This is a genomic window from Affinundibacterium flavidum (assembly GCF_014284175.1).
Taxonomy (GTDB): Bacteria; Pseudomonadota; Gammaproteobacteria; order Burkholderiales; family Burkholderiaceae_D; genus Undibacterium; species Undibacterium flavidum.
Genome location: NZ_JACOGA010000009.1, coordinates 208,200 through 226,826 on the forward strand (window position 1 = coordinate 208,200; position 18,627 = coordinate 226,826).

At 45.6% G+C, this 18,627-nt stretch carries 14 protein-coding genes and 1 riboswitch; of the genes, 6 read left to right on the forward strand and 8 right to left on the reverse strand.

Translation table 11 applies throughout. The features are described from left to right. The first annotated feature begins 16 nt into the window (after positions 1 to 16). The 4 genes from H8K55_RS11425 to H8K55_RS11440 are packed head-to-tail and all read left to right on the forward strand — an operon-like array spanning position 17 to position 8,298. The gene (locus H8K55_RS11425) at positions 17 to 4,606 is read left to right on the forward strand and encodes a beta strand repeat-containing protein (protein ID WP_186942199.1); all 4,590 of its coding nucleotides are present in this window, start codon (positions 17 to 19) and stop codon (positions 4,604 to 4,606) included. 34 nt (positions 4,607 to 4,640) lie between these two features. After that, on the forward strand, positions 4,641 to 6,323 hold the full coding sequence (aroKB, locus tag H8K55_RS11430) for a bifunctional shikimate kinase/3-dehydroquinate synthase AroKB (RefSeq protein ID WP_186942200.1): 1,683 nt from the start codon (positions 4,641 to 4,643) through the stop codon (positions 6,321 to 6,323). A gap of 53 nt (positions 6,324 to 6,376) precedes the next feature. After that, positions 6,377 to 7,522 carry a deoxyguanosinetriphosphate triphosphohydrolase gene (locus H8K55_RS11435; RefSeq protein ID WP_186942201.1) on the forward strand — a complete coding sequence of 382 codons (1,146 nt, stop codon included), beginning with the start codon at positions 6,377 to 6,379 and terminating at the stop codon, positions 7,520 to 7,522. Positions 7,523 to 7,551: 29 nt separating this feature from the next. Next, positions 7,552 to 8,298 (forward strand): DUF4197 domain-containing protein, encoded by a 747-nt coding sequence (locus H8K55_RS11440; protein WP_186942202.1) that lies wholly within the window; start codon positions 7,552 to 7,554, stop codon positions 8,296 to 8,298. 128 nt (positions 8,299 to 8,426) lie between these two features. Here the strand turns inward: H8K55_RS11440 and H8K55_RS11445 are convergent, their stop codons facing one another. From H8K55_RS11445 to H8K55_RS11480, 8 genes are all read right to left on the reverse strand, one after another. Then, entirely contained in the window at positions 8,427 to 9,518 is a 1,092-nt protein-coding gene (locus H8K55_RS11445) for an enoyl-CoA hydratase/isomerase family protein (RefSeq protein ID WP_186942203.1), read from the reverse strand. A 152-nt stretch (positions 9,519 to 9,670) separates the two neighbouring features. Beyond that, positions 9,671 to 10,024 carry a ribosome hibernation-promoting factor, HPF/YfiA family gene (gene hpf / locus H8K55_RS11450; RefSeq protein WP_186942204.1) on the reverse strand — a complete coding sequence of 118 codons (354 nt, stop codon included), beginning with the start codon at positions 10,022 to 10,024 and terminating at the stop codon, positions 9,671 to 9,673. A gap of 258 nt (positions 10,025 to 10,282) precedes the next feature. Next, on the reverse strand, positions 10,283 to 11,773 hold the full coding sequence (locus tag H8K55_RS11455) for an RNA polymerase factor sigma-54 (protein ID WP_186942205.1): 1,491 nt from the start codon (positions 11,771 to 11,773) through the stop codon (positions 10,283 to 10,285). 16 nt (positions 11,774 to 11,789) lie between these two features. Beyond that, positions 11,790 to 12,533 carry an LPS export ABC transporter ATP-binding protein gene (lptB, locus tag H8K55_RS11460; RefSeq protein WP_186942206.1) on the reverse strand — a complete coding sequence of 248 codons (744 nt, stop codon included), beginning with the start codon at positions 12,531 to 12,533 and terminating at the stop codon, positions 11,790 to 11,792. 10 nt (positions 12,534 to 12,543) lie between these two features. Beyond that, positions 12,544 to 13,158, reverse strand: a complete 615-nt coding sequence (lptA, locus tag H8K55_RS11465; protein WP_186942207.1) for a lipopolysaccharide transport periplasmic protein LptA — start codon at positions 13,156 to 13,158, stop codon at positions 12,544 to 12,546. Positions 13,159 to 13,163: 5 nt separating this feature from the next. Beyond that, positions 13,164 to 13,817, reverse strand: coding sequence for an LPS export ABC transporter periplasmic protein LptC (gene lptC, locus H8K55_RS11470; RefSeq protein WP_186942208.1), 654 nt, complete (start codon positions 13,815 to 13,817; stop codon positions 13,164 to 13,166). After that, entirely contained in the window at positions 13,807 to 14,310 is a 504-nt protein-coding gene (locus H8K55_RS11475) for a KdsC family phosphatase (RefSeq protein ID WP_230408579.1), read from the reverse strand. Before H8K55_RS11475 ends, lptC begins: the two co-directional genes overlap by 11 nt. Positions 14,311 to 14,399: 89 nt before the next feature. Further along, on the reverse strand, positions 14,400 to 15,434 hold the full coding sequence (locus tag H8K55_RS11480) for a KpsF/GutQ family sugar-phosphate isomerase (protein WP_186942210.1): 1,035 nt from the start codon (positions 15,432 to 15,434) through the stop codon (positions 14,400 to 14,402). Between the two features lie 379 nt (positions 15,435 to 15,813). Here H8K55_RS11480 and H8K55_RS11485 point away from each other — a divergent pair, with 379 nt between their 5' ends. Together H8K55_RS11485 and H8K55_RS11490 are read left to right on the forward strand one after the other, a co-directional pair. Further along, positions 15,814 to 17,796 (forward strand): monovalent cation:proton antiporter family protein, encoded by a 1,983-nt coding sequence (locus H8K55_RS11485; protein ID WP_186942211.1) that lies wholly within the window; start codon positions 15,814 to 15,816, stop codon positions 17,794 to 17,796. Positions 17,797 to 17,816: 20 nt separating this feature from the next. Next, complete coding sequence (locus H8K55_RS11490; RefSeq protein WP_408057969.1) at positions 17,817 to 18,359, forward strand: adenine phosphoribosyltransferase; 543 nt, start codon at positions 17,817 to 17,819, stop codon at positions 18,357 to 18,359. Positions 18,360 to 18,447: 88 nt separating this feature from the next. After that, positions 18,448 to 18,580: riboswitch (S-adenosyl-L-homocysteine riboswitch) on the forward strand. The last annotated feature ends 47 nt before the right edge of the window (positions 18,581 to 18,627 follow it).

Below are 18,627 nucleotides of genomic sequence, written 5' to 3' on the forward strand. Positions count from 1 at the left end.
ATTAAATAGGTGTTACATGACGAAGTTAATTCGCGCTTTTTTAGCAATGATTATGCTCACTTTGCTGTCAGCTTGCGGCGGTGGCGGCGGATCCCCTGGAAATACGAGTGGGGTTGCGTTGTATACAAATGCGGCGGAAAGGATAACCGTATTACCAGGTGCTTCGCAGACCTATACCATCGGCGGCGGTGTAGTGAATTATTCAGCGACTTCAAGTTCCGGTGCTGCTTCGGTTAGTGTTAACGGAAAGACATTGACTATTACAGGCAGTGCGTCAGGAAGATCTACTGTTACAGTAACAGATTCAGCCGGAGCAAAGGTACTGATTGACGTCACAGTTGGCACAGGATTTGACTTCTTTGTGAATGCTCCAGACAAAATTACAATTTCGGCCGGTGGCGTGTCTTCTACTTTTGATTTTGGTGGTGGTAGTGGTATTTATACCGTGACAAGTAGTAATCCAGATATTGCTAAAGTAATAACCAATGGTAAGCAGTTCTATGTTGTCGGCGTGACCGCAGGTAATGCGACGATTAGTGCTGCTGATAATGCGGGTGGGAAAAAATCAATTGAAGTCGCCGTCGGTTCGGGGGTCGCTTTGTTTATCAACGCACCTGCGTCCTTAACAGTTGCAATCGGCTCAAGCACACAGAGTTTTACAATTGGCGGTGGAACGCAAGTTTATACAGTTACTTCAAGTAATTCAGAAGTCGCCACGGTTAAACAAACTGGTAATACATTTGTAGTTTCAGGTGTATCTGCTGGAACTAGCACTATTACTATCACTGATTCGGCTGGCGCAAGTAAGGTGGTAGCTGTAACTGTTGGCTCAACTCAGCCTCTCTATACCACTGCGCCTGAGACTTTGAACGTTGGTGTTGGGGCTACTACGCAGAACTTTAGAGTTGGCGGTGGTGCGCAAGCATATACAGTTATTTCAAGTAATCAGCAAATCGCAACTGTAAAACAGACAGGAAGTGATTTTGCGGTCACCGGTGTGGCGCCTGGCGTAACAACGATCGTAATTACGGATGTGGTTGGAGCGATCAAACGAATCACATTAACAGTTGGATCCACTCAGGCTCTATTTAGTACCGCTCCGACGATTTTAGATATCGGAATTGGTTCGACCTCGTCGACTTTTGATATTGGTGGCGGTGAGCCAGGATATGTTGTGACTTCAAGTAATAGTTCAGTCGCAGCCGTGTCAAACAGCACCAATAAATTTACAGTTACTGGGGTATCTTCCGGTAAGGCAGTCATCACCATCAGTGATCAGTTCGGTCAAAAAATTTCAGTGAATGTCAATGTTACTTCTGGATCAGATTTGTTCACGACGGCGCCCGAGTCATTGACTGTTGGAGTTGGCGCGAGCACCCAAAGTTTTGCGATTGGCGGCGGTACCCAAGTCTATACAGTTGCTTCTAGTAACCTAGCGATTGCGAATGTCATTAAATCGGGAAATACATTCGTTATTTCTGGTGTCGCTCCAGGGGCAAGTACTGTCACAATTACCGATTCGTCCGGTGCCAGAAAAGTAGTGTCGGTAACGGTGGGCTCAAGTCAACCCTTGTTTACCACCGCACCAGATACCTTAACAATTGGAGTTGGTGTGCCAACACAAAGCTTTAGAGCTGGTGGCGGCGCGCAAGCCTACTCCGTAATTTCAAGTAACCAGCAAATAGCGACGGTAAGCCAAATTGGCAGTGAATTTGTGATTACTGGTGTTGCTCCAGGTTCAACAACAATTGTAATTACCGACGTAGTTGGAGCGATTAAGCGAATTAACCTAACAGTTGGCTCAAATCAAGCGCTATTCGTCACTGCTCCAACCACTCTAGATCTTGGAATTGGATCAACTTCGGCAACCTTTGAAATTGGCGGTGGTGATCCAGCGTATGTAGTAACCACAAGTAATAGTTTGGTGGCCTCGGTTTCCAATACCTTGAATAAATTTTCAGTGACGGGGGTATCATCAGGTAAAGCGATTGTCACCATCATTGATAAATTTGGTCAAAAAGTTTCATTAAACGTGAATGTAAGTTCGGGATCTGATTTGTATATCACAGCTCCTACCACGGTCAGTGTAGGATTAGGCTTAACATCTAGTACCTATACAATTGGTGGCGGAAGCAAGGTCTACAGTGTTTCTTCAGGTAATAGTAGCATTGTGTCAGTCGCTCAGAATGGAAACCAATTCGTGTTGAAGGGTGAGAATTTGGGTGTAGTCAAAGTCACTATTTCTGACTCTCTTGGCGCTGCTAGAACTATAGACGTCAGTGTGGTTAACGGATTACAGTTATACACCACTGCACCTAGTGCATTGACTGTTGGTGTCGGAGTAAGCTCTGCGACCTACGTCATTGGTGGTGGCGCAGCCCCTTATTCTGTTGCAAGTAGTAATTCTGCGGTAGTGACAGTTACGTCGATTGGCGCTCAGTTCTTCTTGACTGGTGGCATTACTGGCAAGGCAACTGTATTGATTACAGACGGTGTCGGTGGCAGTAAGAGCATTGACGTTACCGTGAGCACAGGCTCTGACCTATTCACGAATGCAGGATCTGAAATAAACGTTGGGGTAGGAGTTACTACGTCACCGTTTGTAATCGGTGGCGGTAGTTTAGTTTATTCTGTTTCCACATCTAACGCACAGATTGCGACTATTAGTATTCTGAACAACACGTTCACAGTAACAGGTGTGGCTGTAGGAAAAACCTCACTTTTTGTAACTGATTCATTAGGCGCGTCCAAGAAAATCGATGTCACAGTAGGTTCACCTTTAGATCTATTTGTGACATCACCTTTAGATCTGACAATCGGAGTTGGTAGTACATCGCCACAATATAATATTGGTGGTGGAACTTCGCCATATGCTGTTGCAAGCAGCAATACACAGGTGTTTTCAGTAACTCTGACTGGATCCTCATTTAAGATCACTGGTAATTCTGCTGGAAAAGGTAATTTAATTGTGACTGATGCGAAGGGTGCTACAAAATCAATTAGCGTCACGGTTGGATCCGGTATTGATCTCTATACCACCGCGCCTACGAGTGTAATTGTCGCAGTAAATGCCAGTTCGCAAATCTATAAAATTGGTGGCGGTAGTGAGGTATATTCCGTCTCTAGTAGTAATGATAATATTGTTGTAGTCGGACAGAATACGAATAAAGAATTTGTCATCACCGGTAAGAGCGGTGGTAAAGCGGTTGTTTCTGTAAAAGACTCTACTGGCAAAGAAGTTAAGATTGATGTGATCGTAGGAACAGTAGATGCGATGTTCTCAACTGCGGCTACCGATATTAATCTTGAGGTTGGAGGAGCAAATACCTTTAAGGTTGGGGGCGGAACTGGTGTCTATACAGTTGGTAGTAGTAATACTGCCGTTGCTCAGGCGGTAATTTCGGGCAACGACATTGTCATTACAGGCGTGGGCGCAGGTAAGGCAACAATTGTCGTTCGTGATACTACGACCGGAAGCGTAACAATTAACGTTACTGTAGGATCTGCGATTCCTATACCTCTTTTCACTACGGCAGCATCGGATATTATAGTCGCGCCAGGAGCAAGCCCAACTTTCGTCATCGGAGGAGGCAAAGCACCTTATGCGGTAACTAGCAGCAATCCTAGCGTTGTCACCGCGAGTGTGAATGGCACTACGTTGACTTTGGGTGGTGTCGTGGCTGGAAATTCGAAAATCAATTTGACTGATAGCGTGGGGACACCAGTGGTAATAAACGTGACCGTGAACAGTGGAAATGTTCTTGATTTGTTTACGACCGCGCCCGCCCAAATCACAATTGGACAAGGTGTTTCGGCTACTTATGTCATCTCTGGAGGTTCTGCTCCCTATACCGTAACAAGTAGTAATACTGCGATGCTCACGACGAGTTTGAGCGGCAATTCTTTTAGCGTGTCGGGTATTTCTCCGGGGGATTTGCAGATATCAATTCAAGATGCTGTAGGTAAGCTCATAACACGTTCGATCACTGTCACTCCAATACTCGTTACAGCACTCGATGTATTGCCTGGAAGTGCTACTGGTGCGGTGGGTGATGTATTGACATTTAAAATAGTTGGTGGAACACCAAACTTTACTATCACCAATAATAATCCGAGTATTGCGACGGTGACGCCGACCAACTTGGGTGCAGGAGGGGTGTTCACAGCGACTTTGTTGAACGTCGGTGCAACTGAGGTGAATATTTTAGATTCTCAAGGTGTCAATAAAAAAATTACAATTACAGCCAATGCGAATCCTTCTACGTTACGGATATCTCCATCTGCCTTGTCGTTCTCTGAGGACAGCAATACGGTGCTTGATCTCATGATTTATGGCGGTACAGGCCCATACCGTCTATATACGACAGATTTAGTCTATACGAGCTTGCCAGTTGGGAATGTCGCTCAAGTGATTGGTGGTACTCCGTTTAACGTAGGATTAGGGTCACAAGGAAATCGTTGTGTCGTGGTAAAAGACGTATCCGGTACAGTTATCCTCGGTGGTTTGTATGATGTCACGATTTCAGTTGTCGATAGTAAAGGCGCTTCAGCGACATCGAAACTGTCAATTAAAGATAATGCTAAGGGAGGCGCAGGTTGTTTATAATGGATGACCTCAGTGTTCTTTTAAAGTAAATCGAGTGACAAGTAATATTTTTTTAGTAGGCTTGATGGGCTCTGGCAAGACAACTGTTGGCAGAGCCCTCGCGAAAAAGCTGAATAAGCGATTTGTTGATTCTGATCACGAAATAGAGGCGCGTACCGGCGTCGCTATTTCGGTGATTTTCGAAATTGAAGGAGAAGCGAGTTTTCGTCAGCGTGAGGCCGATGTGATTCGCGATCTCTGTCAGCAAAAAGACATAGTCCTCGCTACTGGCGGTGGTGCTGTGCTCAATCCTCAAAGCCGACATTTGCTTCACGAGCATGGTACGGTAATCTATCTGAAAGCCAGCATCAGCAATATTCTGCATCGTACGCGGCATGATAAGAAACGTCCCTTATTGCGTACCGCTGATCCACGTAAGAAATTAGAAGAGCTGGAAACACAGCGCGACCCTCTTTATCGCGAAGTAGCGCATGTCGTCATTGAGACAGGACAACCTCAGTTGCAGACCTTAGTGCAAACCATCGTAGAGAAGTTACCCGCTTCAACCAAACCCACCATGCAAACGGCGACGCAAGTCATCCAGACTTTATCTGCAGTAAATCAAACCAAAGTGATTATGGAACAGGAAATACATCAGGCGCGAACGCTACAAGTCGATTTAGGAGAGCGTGCTTATCCGATCACGATAGGTGAAGGTTTATTGTCGAATTCAACTTTATTACAGAGCCGGGTTAAAGGGCAGCGTGTGGTGATTGTGACCAATACAGTCGTCGCTCCTTTGTATCTAGAGTCATTGACGCAGCAATTGCTTCAATTGGGTAAGCAAGTGGAAGCAATTGTTTTGCCCGATGGTGAAGAGTATAAAAATTGGGAAAGCCTGATGCAGGTTTTTGATGCTTTGCTAGCGAAAAAATGCGATCGCAAAACTACTCTGCTTGCCTTAGGTGGCGGTGTTATTGGCGATATGACTGGTTTTGCAGCATCAGCCTATATGCGTGGAATTCCTTTCGTGCAAATTCCTACAACGCTACTAGCTCAAGTGGATTCCTCTGTCGGCGGTAAGACAGGGATAAATCATCCATTGGGCAAGAATATGATAGGCGCGTTCTATCAACCCCAAGCGGTAATTGCAGATATCAGTACTTTGAATACTTTACCTGATCGCGAATTGTCCGCAGGATTGGCTGAAGTCATTAAGCATGGCGCTATTATCGATTCAGGTTTTTTTACCTGGATAGAAAATAATATTGAAAAATTGCGTGCCAAAGATATGGATGCTTTGTCGTATGCAGTGTTGCGCTCCTGTGAAATCAAAGCCAATGTAGTTAAGCAAGATGAGCGCGAAGGTGGATTACGCGCGATTTTGAATTTTGGTCATACATTTGGTCACGCAATTGAATCTGGCCTGGGTTATGGAAATTGGCTGCATGGTGAAGCCGTTGGATGCGGTATGGTCATGGCTGCTGATTTATCGTATCGATTGGGCTATATTGATTTTGTAACCAAGACGCGCATTGTGCAATTGGTTGAAGCCGCAGGATTGCCGACGACGGCACCAGATTTGGGTGAACAGACTTGGTCGGAGCTAATGGAAGTTGATAAGAAAAATGAAGGCGGTCAAATCAAATTCATTTTGTTAAAACCTCTAGGAACCAGTGTGATTACCGAGGTGCCAAAAGACATGCTGCTGGCGACATTACGAGCCTGCATTCAATAGCGTATTCAATCGATTTATTCGGTAGAACCTACCTCCAAAAAGAGATAAAAATCATGTTTTCCGATCATCAGCTTGCTCCTTATGCCGCACAATCAGCGCAATCTAAGGGGCGGCGATTTTCGGAGCCAGCGCCAAATTCACGCTCCGAATTTCAACGGGATCGTGATCGTATTATTCACAGCACCGCATTTCGACGGCTTGAATATAAGACTCAAGTCTTTGTCAATCACGAAGGCGACCTGTTCCGCACCCGTTTAACACATAGCATCGAAGTCGCCCAAATCGCCCGTTCAATTGCGCGTAATTTAAGTTTGAATGAAGACCTGGTCGAAGCGATTTCTTTGGCGCATGATCTTGGTCACACGCCATTTGGCCATGCCGGTCAGGATGCATTAAATGCTTGTATGAAGGATTACGGTGGATTTGAACATAATCTCCAAAGTCTGCGGGTCGTTGATGTGTTGGAAGAACGCTATGCCAGCTTTGAGGGCTTGAATTTAACTTTCGAAGCACGTGAAGGCATATTAAAGCATTGTTCGCTGAATAACGCTAAGCAATTGGGTGAGCTGGGTTTGCGTTTTATCGACAAAACTCAACCAAGTCTGGAAGCGCAATTAACCAATCTGGCGGACGAAATCGCGTATAACAATCATGACATTGACGACGGCTTGCGCTCAGGATTGATAACGGAATCTCAATTGATGGAAGTTGATTGCTATGCTCGTTTTAGACGTGAGGTTGACTCAACTTATCCGGGAATTTCGGGGCGACGCGCGATTTCTGAAACAATACGGCGTATGATCAATCTATTGATTATGGATCTGATCAGCACTTCTGAAAAAAGGATTGCTGACTGCAAGCCGCAGTCGATAGCGGACGTTCGCTCTATGCCTGCGATGATCGCTTTTTCCGATGGCATGTATCAAGAAGCGAAAGCACTCAAATCGTTTTTGTACGAGCATTTATATCGACATTATCTGGTTAATCGTATGAGCAACAAGGCGAAAAATACGGTTCGTGAATTATTCACCTTGATGATGGCCGAGCCTAGTTTAGTACCACCAGATTATCGTGTTGCAAGACAAGATGATCAGACACAGTTGTTGCAAGCGCGACGCATCGCCGATTACATTGCAGGTATGACGGATCGCTTTGCCATTCGTGAACATCGACGTTTGTATTTGATAGAAGAAGTTTGACCATTCATTCAATTTGAAAAGGAAATGTTATGCGTGCTTCGCTCTTAGCCTTATCTTCAACGATATCTTCATCTTCAACTTCCTCCATAATTTCCCTTCAAACTGTCTCCGTTATTTTGTCCTCGCTGCTGTTAAGTTTTTCAGCCGGCGCAGCAGATTTGAGTCAATTGAGTAATAAAGACGCAAACAGCGGGCTTAAGGCAGCACTGGAGCAAGGCGCAAATGCGGCGCTCGGCAAGTTAGGGGCAACTGATGGATTTTTGGGGAATGACAAAGTAAAAATTCCTTTGCCATCAATTCTGGAAAAAGCGAAACCCTTGTTGAAATTGAGTGGACAAAGTAAGCAGCTCGACGAATTGGTGATTGCCATGAATCGCGCGGCAGAGTCTGCAGTGCCAATGGCAAAACCTTTATTACTCGACGCGATTAAAGGTATGTCAGTAACCGATGCAAAAAACATTTTGACTGGCGGTGACACTTCCGTAACAGACTTTTTTCGACAAAAAACGTCGACCGCATTAGGTACAAAATTCTCCCCGATAGTCAAAGGTGTCACGGATAAAGTGGGATTAGCGACCAAGTACAATGCCGTAATGGGCAAGGCGCAAAAAATGGGAGCTGTACCTGAGAACGAAGCGACGGTCGAGTCCTATGTCTCGGGGCGCGCTGTAGATGCTCTGTACACGATGATTGCAGAAGAAGAGAAAAAAATCCGCCAAGATCCGATAGGAACTGGCAGTAAAATTATTGGTAAAGTCTTTGGGTTGCTGAAATAAGTAACTGCTACACAGAATCGATTTAGGTCAGCGAGCCTGCACACAAATTTTGCGTGCAGGCTGAAAAAAATAGCACGGATCACCGTGTTTTATTTGTCGATTGATTGTGTCTCGGCATTTAAAAATGTCTAGTTCAAATGCGCCAAAGGATGTGCATAGGCTGGCCAAACTTCATCAAAAAAACTTTGCACCAAGGTCGTGTCCACATCCGCAATGCTAGGTGGTGACCAGCGTGGCAAATTGTCTTTATCTACCACCAAAGCACGTACGCCCTCCAATACTTCACCATGCTTAAAACAATGGCGAACCATGGTGCGCTCTACACGCAAACATTCGGCAACGGTCATTTGCTGACAACGACGTAGTTGTTCCAAGGTGACCGCCATCATCAGTGGTGAACGCTTAGCCATCGTTGCTAAGCTTGTGCTCGCAAATGTGGAGTCGTCCGTGTGCAAGCTTGCATCAATCGCAGCAAGTTCATTTGCACTGAAATGCTGATCAATCGCCGATCTGTGCGTCGCTAATTGACAGTCTTCAATTACTAATTGCTGCGCAAATTGTGTAGCGAATTCACGAATAGCTTGGCGTACATCGGCCACTGTCGAACTCTCAAGTAACTGCATTAAATCAGGTATTGCTGCGCTCGGGATATACACGTCAGCCAAGTTCGCGTAGATTGCATCGACTGCTTGTATGATTTCTCCGGTCAGACCCAAATAGGTTCCGATTTCTCCTGGTGTTTGATTCAAAAAATATCCACCGCCCACGTCAGGAAATAGGCCAATATTTACTTCCGGCATCGCCATCTTGGTGCGCTCAGTTACTATCCTCAATCGACTTGATACACCTGATTGCGCAATCCCCATGCCGCCACCCATAACAACGCCGTGCATCAAAGCAATATAAGGTTTTGGATAGAAATGGATTAAGTGATTGAGTGCATATTCCTCGGTAAAAAAATCTTCCAATAAGGCGCTATCTTGCATCGGCGTTTGTGTGCCAACATCGTAGAAAAAGCGAATGTCGCCGCCAGCACAAAAGGCTTTCTCGCTGCTACTGTGTATGAACACGGCACGCACATTTTGGTCGTCGCGCCATGCTAGCAGGCTGGCCGTGATTGCACGCACCATTTCCAGTGATAAAGAATTGAGTGCTTTCGGTCTGTCTAAAGTAATGAAGCCGATGTGATTTTTGATTTCGGTGATGACGTAGGAGCTCATGTGTTTTTCAGAGAAATTGTTATACGCAGATTTTAACTCAGTGCTGTAGATAGCAGAAGCGGCAATAAAAAAGGACGCTAAAAAGCGTCCTCGGGTCATCACTTGTAGTGAATCAAAACTTTAATCAGAATGGCGAATTAGAAATTCAATGATTAATCAGTTTGTGTTGAAGCTGGGTCAGGAATATATTTAATTGCATCGTGTTGATGTTCTTGAATTTTGTCCTTATGTTTGATTACTTGACGATCGAGTTTGTCGATCAATGCATCAATGGCAGCATATAAATCATGTGCCAGACTTTCAACGTGGATGTCTTTCCCACTCAGATGTAAATTAATGTCCGCTTTGTGACGTTTTTCCTTTTCTCGGAGCTTATCAACCGTCAAGATAACGGCGATATCAATGACTTGATCGAAGTGTCGTCTTACCCGCTCTAGCTTGCTTTGTACATATTCACGAATTGCAGGAGTTACTTCGACGTGGTGTCCACTGATGGTGAGATTCATACTGCGCTCCTATGGTGATATTGCTTTTATTTGCTATCTAAATTTAGAAAAATTTGCTAAAACTAAGCAGATGTTTATTTTTGCGAAATTTGCTGTGTTTGCTGCACCTGAATACAGCTTCACTTCTCAACGCAAACTTAATACCTTCACTAAGCTTTATCAGAGTTTTTCAAACTCGCTACTACAATCGCTCATTGGTAGAACTTGGTTTTGAGCTAAATCATATATAACGTTAGAAAGCAATAATTCAAGAACTGTTTAAAAAGATTTTCGTAGACTAACTGGAGGAATTTTCAGAGCTTCGCGATATTTGGCAACTGTGCGCCGCGCGATGACCATGCCTTGTTCTCCCAATATGTCGGCGATCTTGCTATCCGAGAGAGGTTTCTTCTGGTCTTCTTCTCCTATTAATTGTTTGATTAGCGCCCGTATCGCTGTGGAAGATGCTTCACCACCTGTTTCCGTTGCGACGTGACTGCCAAAAAAATATTTCAACTCAAACATGCCGTGTGGTGTCAGCATAAACTTTTGAGTTGTTACACGTGAAATAGTGCTCTCGTGTAATCCTAGTGTATCAGCTATTTCGCGCAAAACAAGGGGTCTCATCGCGACGGCACCATGCGTGAAAAAATTATATTGTCTTTCCACTATGGCTTGTGCAACGCGCAATATTGTATCGAAGCGTTGTCGCATGTTTTTGATCAGCCAACGTGCTTCTTGCAATTGCGGGTTGAGGCTGGCGTCGCCACGTTGTTGCTTCATTAAGTTGGCATACATCTGATTGATACGTAAACGCGGCATGACATCGCGGTTGAGCATCACTTGCCAATCGTCACCAATTTTCTTCACCACGACATCGGGCACCACATAATCAGATTTTGCTGCGGCAAACGCCAAACCAGGCTTAGGATTGCATTGACGAATCACGACTTGTGCTTCGCGCAGGTCTTCGTCGTCGCAATGCAGAAATTTGCGCAATTTCGTGAAATCTCGTTGCGCGAATAGCGCTAAGTGTTCCTGCACAATTTGTAGTGCCAGGCGCCGTGTTACAAAGGGAATCTTTGGAAAACGTCTTATTTGAATCGCCAGACATTCGGCCGTCGTGCGCGCGCCTACACCTTCCGGTTCAAAGCTTTGCAACATATTTAAAGCAAATTGCAGTTCTTCTAGTTCTACACACAAATCGATAGGCAAACTGGCATGGATATCTTCTAAGGATTCACACAGATATCCATTTTCATCTATGGCATCGATCACTAGTTCAATCAGAGCGCGATCACGTGGCTCACGAATAGAAATGCGCATCTGCTCAAGCAAATGGTCGCGCAAAGTGGTTTGCGCCGCTTCTAATTGTGGTCGGCCATCTTCCTCATCATTATTCTTAGAACCCGATGCTGGTGCTTCGTCAAAACTCCAGTCATCACTACTGGCCGGCGCTTCTGCCTCAGCGGAAGTTTCGGCGGCATCTGCGCTGGCTGAGATTTCTGTTGTTTCAGAAGGCGTATTTTCTACTGCTTTGAATTCAGTTTCACTTTGATTTGTTGCATTATTCAGCGAGCCGTCCGCGAGCAAACGCACTGCATTGTCCAGGGCGTCATCGACCCGTTCCAGCATGGGGTTTTCTATCAACAAAACTTCAAGTTCTTGATGTAACTCTAAGGTGGATAATTGGAGTAAGCGTATCGACTGTTGCAACTGCGGGGTTAGCGCAAGATGTTGCGAAGTACGTAGCTGTAGGCTTTGCTTCATGGCGTCTTCGTGTTCTTTACATGCGGAAATGTTCGCCCAAGTAGACGCGTCTTACCGTCTCATTGGTGATGATTTCGTCGGGACGTCCACTTGCTAACACGGATCCTTGATTGATGATGTAAGCGTGATCGCAGATGCCTAAAGTTTCGCGCACATTGTGATCCGTAATCAGAACGCCGATGTCGCGCTCCTTCAGGAAGCGCACAATGCGTTGAATTTCGATGACGGCAATCGGATCAACACCCGCAAAAGGTTCGTCTAACAGTACGAAGCGTGGATTGGTGGCTAATGCGCGGGCGATTTCAACCCGACGTCGTTCACCGCCAGATAAAGCGCGTGCAGGGTTCTCACGTAATCCATCAATTTGCAACTCTTCTAATAAGGTATTGAGGCGTTGATCAATCTCAATCTTTGATAAAGGCTGACCAGCTTCATTACGTTGCAATTCGAGTACCGCTCTGACATTGTCTTCGACTGACAATTTGCGGAAAACGGATGCTTCTTGTGGCAGGTAAGAGAGCCCTAAACGAGCGCGCTGATGGATAGGAAAGTTGGAAATATCCACACCATCCACATCGATTTTGCCAGCGTCAGACGGCACTAAGCCCACGATCATATAGAACGATGTGGTCTTGCCGGCACCATTCGGACCAAGCAAGCCGACGACTTCACCGCTTTTGACTTGCAAAGAGACATCGTGCACTACCTGGCGCATGCCATAGCGTTTTTGCAGTCCTTGGATTACTAATGTACTGGTCATATTGGTCTGCTTATTTGTCTTGTTTTTTTTCTTTAGGTTCAGACGTAATTGTCACGCGGCCGCCACCCGGAATCCGCTTACCGGTTGAGGAATTTGTCGCCTCAAAAACATCGTTGATGCTGTCATAAGAGAAAAATTCTGCCGCTTGTTCTTGCGTTACTTTTTGCTGATTCAAATAACGTACTTTGGCATTGGCGAGGAATTTTACGACCTCGGTTTTCTTATCGTATTCGACGCGATCCGCATAACCTTCTATCCACAAATCAGCACCGCCATCGCGTTTTTGACGAAAGAAAACTTGGCGTCCTGAACCGCCGGTTAAGGTCACGCTACCGCCTCCATCAGGGGTTTCTTTGTCGATTGCTGCTTCCGCTTTGATTTGCAAAGTACCACGTGTGACTTCGACATTGCCCTTCAATACTTTGGTATCGGTTTTGCCGTCGTAAGAACTATATTCCGCATCAACCTTAGTCTTCTTTTGGCTATCGGCTTTTTCCGCATACACATTCAGTGACAACAAGCAGATGCCAGCGCAAATAGCACGTGCCGCAAATGTAAATGTGGATGTCGATGTGGACGTGATTTTGGATTCGCCCAGAGTTTGTTTATGATCGAAATAATTCATGGTCATTATGCTTTTTTCTTGGTCGGAGAGGCTGGTTTCTTCTCATGTTGCACAGGTGGTTTTTCCATCACCATATGCACCTTACTTAATAACTCAATTTTTTGCTGTGCGTTGTCAGCACGCATTCCGGTTGCGGTAATTTCAGAGTAATTCGTATTCATCTTTACCTCTTTATCCGTGCGCATTTTTTCGCTGTCAGGATAGAGGATAAGGAAAGAGGTTTGCAGGCGAATATTGCTGTGGCCATCTTTACCCACACGTTCAAACACCACTTTATCTACGAGATGAATCTGATCCTCGGGTTTGCTTTGCGATTTTTCTTGTACTTTCTGTTTAACAATGGCACGTTCCGCGCTCATCGTCATAGGCATTTTTTCCTGATCAATCCCGACGATTCTCGGTTGTATGATTTCAAATTCATCTTCTTTGGGAAAATGAATTAACTTATCGCCCGTGACGCGGTAGTTCGTTTTTTGTGAATGTGATAAACGGACAAAATTAAAATGCTCAACGAAATAATCTGGTTCGCTGCGATCTTTGGTACTGGACAATGCATCCTCGCTTTGACGGCGCATGACTTCATAGACCCAAAAGCTGCCCAGCATGATCAAGCCCAATAAGGCGACGCCTAGCCAGACTCGGATACGATCAGCGGTCATCGTCACTCACATCCAAAAAAGTGGCTAAAGCCGCAGTATATTTACCCTGTGCCTGCAAAATAAAATCACACACTTCGCGCGCCGCTCCACGGCCCCCGCTTGCATGAGTGACGTAGCAAACGCGACTGCGCACTTCCGCATGTCCGTTCGGTACACTGGCTGAAAATCCTACGCGCAATAGTATTGGTAAGTCGATCACATCGTCACCGATAAATCCGCAAGCGGCATGTGGAATATTTAACTCTTTGGTCAGTGCGAGGAAGGCGGATTTTTTATCATGTATGCCTTGCATCACATGACTAATTCCAAGATCACTAGCACGTTTGCTCACGATCGCAGATTGTCTTGCGCTGATAATCGCCGTCGCAATGCCAGCACCTTGTAACAGCTTGATGCCCTGACCATCGAGGACATTGAAAGTCTTCATCATTTCGCCATCCGGGCCAAAGTGAAGACTGCCATCGGTCAAAATACCGTCGACATCAAAAATCATCAGGCGCACTTGCGCTGCGTGCTTATTTGCGTTTTGTGTTGCGTTTTGCTGTGCATCATTCACTACATTGTCGGAGGAAAGCGCACTCATCAAATCACCTTAGCACGGGTTAAATCATGAATATGCAAAGCACCAACTAATTTGCCTTGTGCATCTGCAACCAGCAATTGATTAATCCGATGCTGCTCCATGATTTCCACGGCCTCTACGGCTAATTGCTCAGGGCCGATACGATGCGGATTTTTGCGCATAATGTCGGCAATAATTAATTCGGAAAAATTCAATGGCTTATCCATTAGGCGACGTAAGTCACCGTCGGTAAACACGCCAACGATGTGATTGTCGTCGTCGACAATCGCTGTCATCGCCATGCCTTTTTGCGTGATTTCTAATAAAGCGCTACTTAACTTCGTATCGGGTTTGACCTGAGGGATCGCATTCCCTGTCCGCATCACATCTTTGACGTGCGTTAATAGGCGGCGACCTAAAGCGCCACCCGGATGTGAGCGGGCAAAATCTTCTTCTTTAAAACCGCGCGCATCTAGCACGGCGACGGCTAAGGCATCACCTAAAGCCAAGGTTACCGTAGTACTCGCTGTGGGTGCCAGATTTAAAGGACAAGCTTCCTTATCGACATGCACACTTAAATGTAAGTCTGCCAGTTTAGCTAAAGTTGATTGTGGGTTGCCTGTCATCGCAATTAATTTGACGCCCAGGCGTTTTAAGATAGGCAAAATAGACACCAATTCGCCAGCTTCACCCGAATAAGAAATCGCGATAAATACATCTTGCGAAGTCACCATACCGAGATCGCCATGTGCCGCTTCAGCCGGATGCAGAAAAAATGCCGGCGTGCCGGTCGATGCAAAAGTTGCTGCAATCTTGCGCGCAATATGACCGGACTTGCCTATGCCTGAAACGACTAAGCGGCCTTTGCACTGTAAAACCAACTTGATCGCTTCGGTAAACGCCAGAGCGTCGTCGCCAGCGATGCGTTGTTTGAGGCTAAGAATGGCATCCGCTTCAATTTGTAAAGTGTCGAATGCTAATTGCAATGCGTGATTCGCTGTCGCATCTGTAGAAGATGTTGATAGCGGGTCAGAAAATGATTTTAATGAGTTCATGTGCGGAGTATAAACTAAATATGGATAAGCAAGAACTCTGCCAGATATAAAATCGCTATCATAAATCACGTTTATCCGGCTTGGATTTGGTGGCTAAACATAAAATCAAAGACTTGAGTGTGGTTTGCCACGAAGCCGTGGTTCAAGAGCTTTATAAATTAACTTTTAGTTAAGGTAATTCTGATTCTGCAAATCTTCGCGTTGCCTTTCGTTCTTCCTATTTCTATTTACTCTTATCAATTGGTTTTCTAGGACTCGCCTTGTAAAGAACAAAACTCAAGGCAAGATTTTATGAGTTCTGTGATTTTTATGTGCAGCTACCTCGCATATCGTGATTCAGCGTCTCTATAGACCGCCATAATCGGTAATAATACTCAGCATGAATGCACTCGATACCACTTTACTTTTGCTCAGTAGCGCCGTGTTAGGCGTCGTCGCCTTACGGTTGTTGAATTTGCCGCCTATGCTCGGCTATCTGGCAGTCGGTATTTTGATCGGCCCACATGCTTTGGGATGGGCGCAAGAAAGCTCGACGACTCATTTGCTAGCAGAGTTTGGTGTCGTATTTTTGATGTTTTCTATAGGCTTGGAATTCTCGCTGCCTAAATTGATCTCTATGCGTCGGGCGGTATTCGGTCTAGGCATGGCACAAGTGATCGGTACCATAGGCCTAGCGATGCTCTTGTGTTTTGGCGCTGCGTTCGTGTTGCCACAATATTTTACGATGAGCTGGGAAGCTGCATTTGCGATTGGTGGCGCTTTATCAATGTCATCCACCGCGATCGTTTCGAAGATGTTGACCGAAAAACTGGAATTGGAAAGCCAGCACGGCAGGCAAATTATCAGCATCTTGTTGTTCCAAGATTTGGCGGTCGTTCCCTTATTGATCTTGGTACCGGCGCTCGCGGCTGATTCTGAGAATTTGAGCATGAGTTTGGCCATGGCTGGTGCGAAGGCAACAATCGTTTTATTTTTGTTGTTTTTTGTTGGTAAAAAAGTTGTGCGTGAATGGTTTGCGATTGTTGTCAGACGCCGCTCGCAAGAACTCTTCATGCTCAACCTATTATTATTTACTTTAGGCGCCGCGTGGTTGACCGAGAAAGCTGGCTTGTCGTTAGCTCTGGGCGCATTTGTCGCCGGCATGTTGATTTCAGAAACTGAATACAAACATCAGGTGGAAGAGGATATCAAATCCTTCCGCGATGTGTTGTTGGGCTTGTTTTTTATCACCGTCGGAATGCTTCTCAATTTGCAATTGGTACTGGAATACGGATGGTTGATTTTATTGCTGCTAATCGGTCCGGTGATGTTGAAGTTTGGTTTGATTTTTGCACTGGCACGTTTGTTTTCTTGCCCTACCAGTGTCGCATTACGTACCGGTTTAGGCTTGGCGCAAGCAGGTGAGTTCGGTTTTGTCTTGTTGAATCAAGCTGGCGGTTTGAATTTGATCGACCCCTTATTGTTGCAACTGATGTTGGCGTCTATGGTGCTGTCGATGTTGATCTCGCCTTTCATTTTGGCCAAATCCGATTGGATAGTATTAAAGCTTTCCTCCAGCGAATGGATGATGCAATCTTTGGCTTTAACACAGATTGCCGCCAGAACTATGAAGGTGAAGAAGCATGTGATTATTGCTGGCTTTGGTCGTAGTGGGCAAAGTTTGGCGCGCTTGCTGACGGACGAAAAAATTGAATACCACGCACTTGATTTGGACCCCGATCGTATCAGTGAAGCACAGAATGCCGGCGCGAACGTGTCCTATGGCGACGCCGGACGGCGTGAAAGTCTGACCGCCGTCGGTATTAATCGTGCCGCAGCTTTGGTCATTACATATACCGATACCCCATCCGCACTGAAAATTTTGCATCTGGTACATGAACTGAATCCTAGTTTGCCTGTGATAGTGCGTAGCCATGACGATACCGATCTGGAAAAATTGCGCGCCGCTGGTGCGACGGAAGTGGTGCCGGATTTAATGGAAGGCAGTTTGATGCTGGCTTCCCATGCGCTGGTTTTATTGGGCGTGCCATTAAGGCGTGTTGTGCATACTGTGCAAATGGCGCGTGATGCACGCTATGAATCTTTGCGCGGATTTTTTCATGGTGCTAGTGATGTCACTGATGATGCGGAAAATATGCAAATTCGCTTGCACACCGTCGCCCTGAGTGAGCGCGGAAAAATGCTGGGTAAAAGTATTGCAGAGCTTGCCTTAAGTGAATTTGAGGTTGACGTGACCACGATACGTCGTGGTAAAAATCGACTCGAACCCAGCGCTGATTTGGTTTTGCAAGCAAACGATGTGGTGGTCTTGCGTGGCACTGCAGAAGGTGTCGCTAAAGCGGAACAACAACTATTAAAATAAATAAGATAAGAGAGCATATGATGCAGAGCGCTAGCCTATACATTAAAGATCATATTCGTACAGTGCCAGACTGGCCACAAGCTGGCATACAATTTCGGGATATCACTCCTTTGCTACAAGATCCCACCGTATTTCGTACCTTGATTGACGTGTTTTTAGCGCGCTATGCGGATGCGAAGTTGGATTCGGTCGCTGGACTGGATGCACGTGGCTTTATTCTCGGTTCCGTCATTGCGTATGAATTGAATGTGGGATTTATTCCTATCCGCAAAAAAGGCAAATTGCCATTCACGACGGTGTCCGAGGAATATGAGCTGGAATACGGCAGCGCTACCGTAGAGTTGCATACCGATGCTTGCAAGCCTGGCGACAGAGTTTTGTTGATCGACGATTTGATCGCTACTGGTGGAACCATGATGGCTGGAAAGAAATTATTAGAGCGTCTTGGTGCGACAATCATTGAAGCCGCAGTGATTGTGGATTTGCCAGAATTAGGTGGTTCCAGATTGATAGAATCGACTGGTTTGCCGCTCTTCAAAGTGTGTGACTTCGCTGGACATTAGACTTGAGATGATATTGTTGTTGCTTAAAATTTAAGCGAATATATTTTGCTGCTGTCGCAAGCAAGTCTGAATTGCGCTATACTTGCGTTTCTCCAAGGAGCGCTGCGACAGTTTTTCTGATTTCATGGATCTGTATGAAATCAACTGCCAGGCTTGGATTAGACGAGTGGATTGATAGAGAATTCTAGAAATCACACTCACAGCAACTGCGCTCACGTTACTTTTTTCTTGAACATTCTTGGAAAGGAGGGCGTGAGAACGCCACCAT

Excerpts from the sequence above, each read along its gene's own strand:
- H8K55_RS11425 (WP_186942199.1), top strand. The coding sequence starts at position 17 with ATGACGAAGTTAATTCGCGCTTTTTTAGCAATGATTATGCTCACTTTG.
- H8K55_RS11435 (WP_186942201.1), top strand. The coding sequence starts at position 6,377 with ATGTTTTCCGATCATCAGCTTGCTCCTTATGCCGCACAATCAGCGCAA.
- H8K55_RS11440 (WP_186942202.1), top strand. The coding sequence starts at position 7,552 with ATGCGTGCTTCGCTCTTAGCCTTATCTTCAACGATATCTTCATCTTCA.
- H8K55_RS11445 (WP_186942203.1), bottom strand. The coding sequence starts at position 9,518 with ATGAGCTCCTACGTCATCACCGAAATCAAAAATCACATCGGCTTCATT.
- hpf (WP_186942204.1), bottom strand. The coding sequence starts at position 10,024 with ATGAATCTCACCATCAGTGGACACCACGTCGAAGTAACTCCTGCAATT.
- H8K55_RS11455 (WP_186942205.1), bottom strand. The coding sequence starts at position 11,773 with ATGAAGCAAAGCCTACAGCTACGTACTTCGCAACATCTTGCGCTAACC.
- lptB (WP_186942206.1), bottom strand. The coding sequence starts at position 12,533 with ATGACCAGTACATTAGTAATCCAAGGACTGCAAAAACGCTATGGCATG.
- lptA (WP_186942207.1), bottom strand. The coding sequence starts at position 13,158 with ATGAATTATTTCGATCATAAACAAACTCTGGGCGAATCCAAAATCACG.
- lptC (WP_186942208.1), bottom strand. The coding sequence starts at position 13,817 with ATGACCGCTGATCGTATCCGAGTCTGGCTAGGCGTCGCCTTATTGGGC.
- H8K55_RS11475 (WP_230408579.1), bottom strand. The coding sequence starts at position 14,310 with ATGATTTTTGATGTCGACGGTATTTTGACCGATGGCAGTCTTCACTTT.
- H8K55_RS11480 (WP_186942210.1), bottom strand. The coding sequence starts at position 15,434 with ATGAACTCATTAAAATCATTTTCTGACCCGCTATCAACATCTTCTACA.
- H8K55_RS11485 (WP_186942211.1), top strand. The coding sequence starts at position 15,814 with ATGAATGCACTCGATACCACTTTACTTTTGCTCAGTAGCGCCGTGTTA.
- H8K55_RS11490 (WP_408057969.1), top strand. The coding sequence starts at position 17,817 with ATGCAGAGCGCTAGCCTATACATTAAAGATCATATTCGTACAGTGCCA.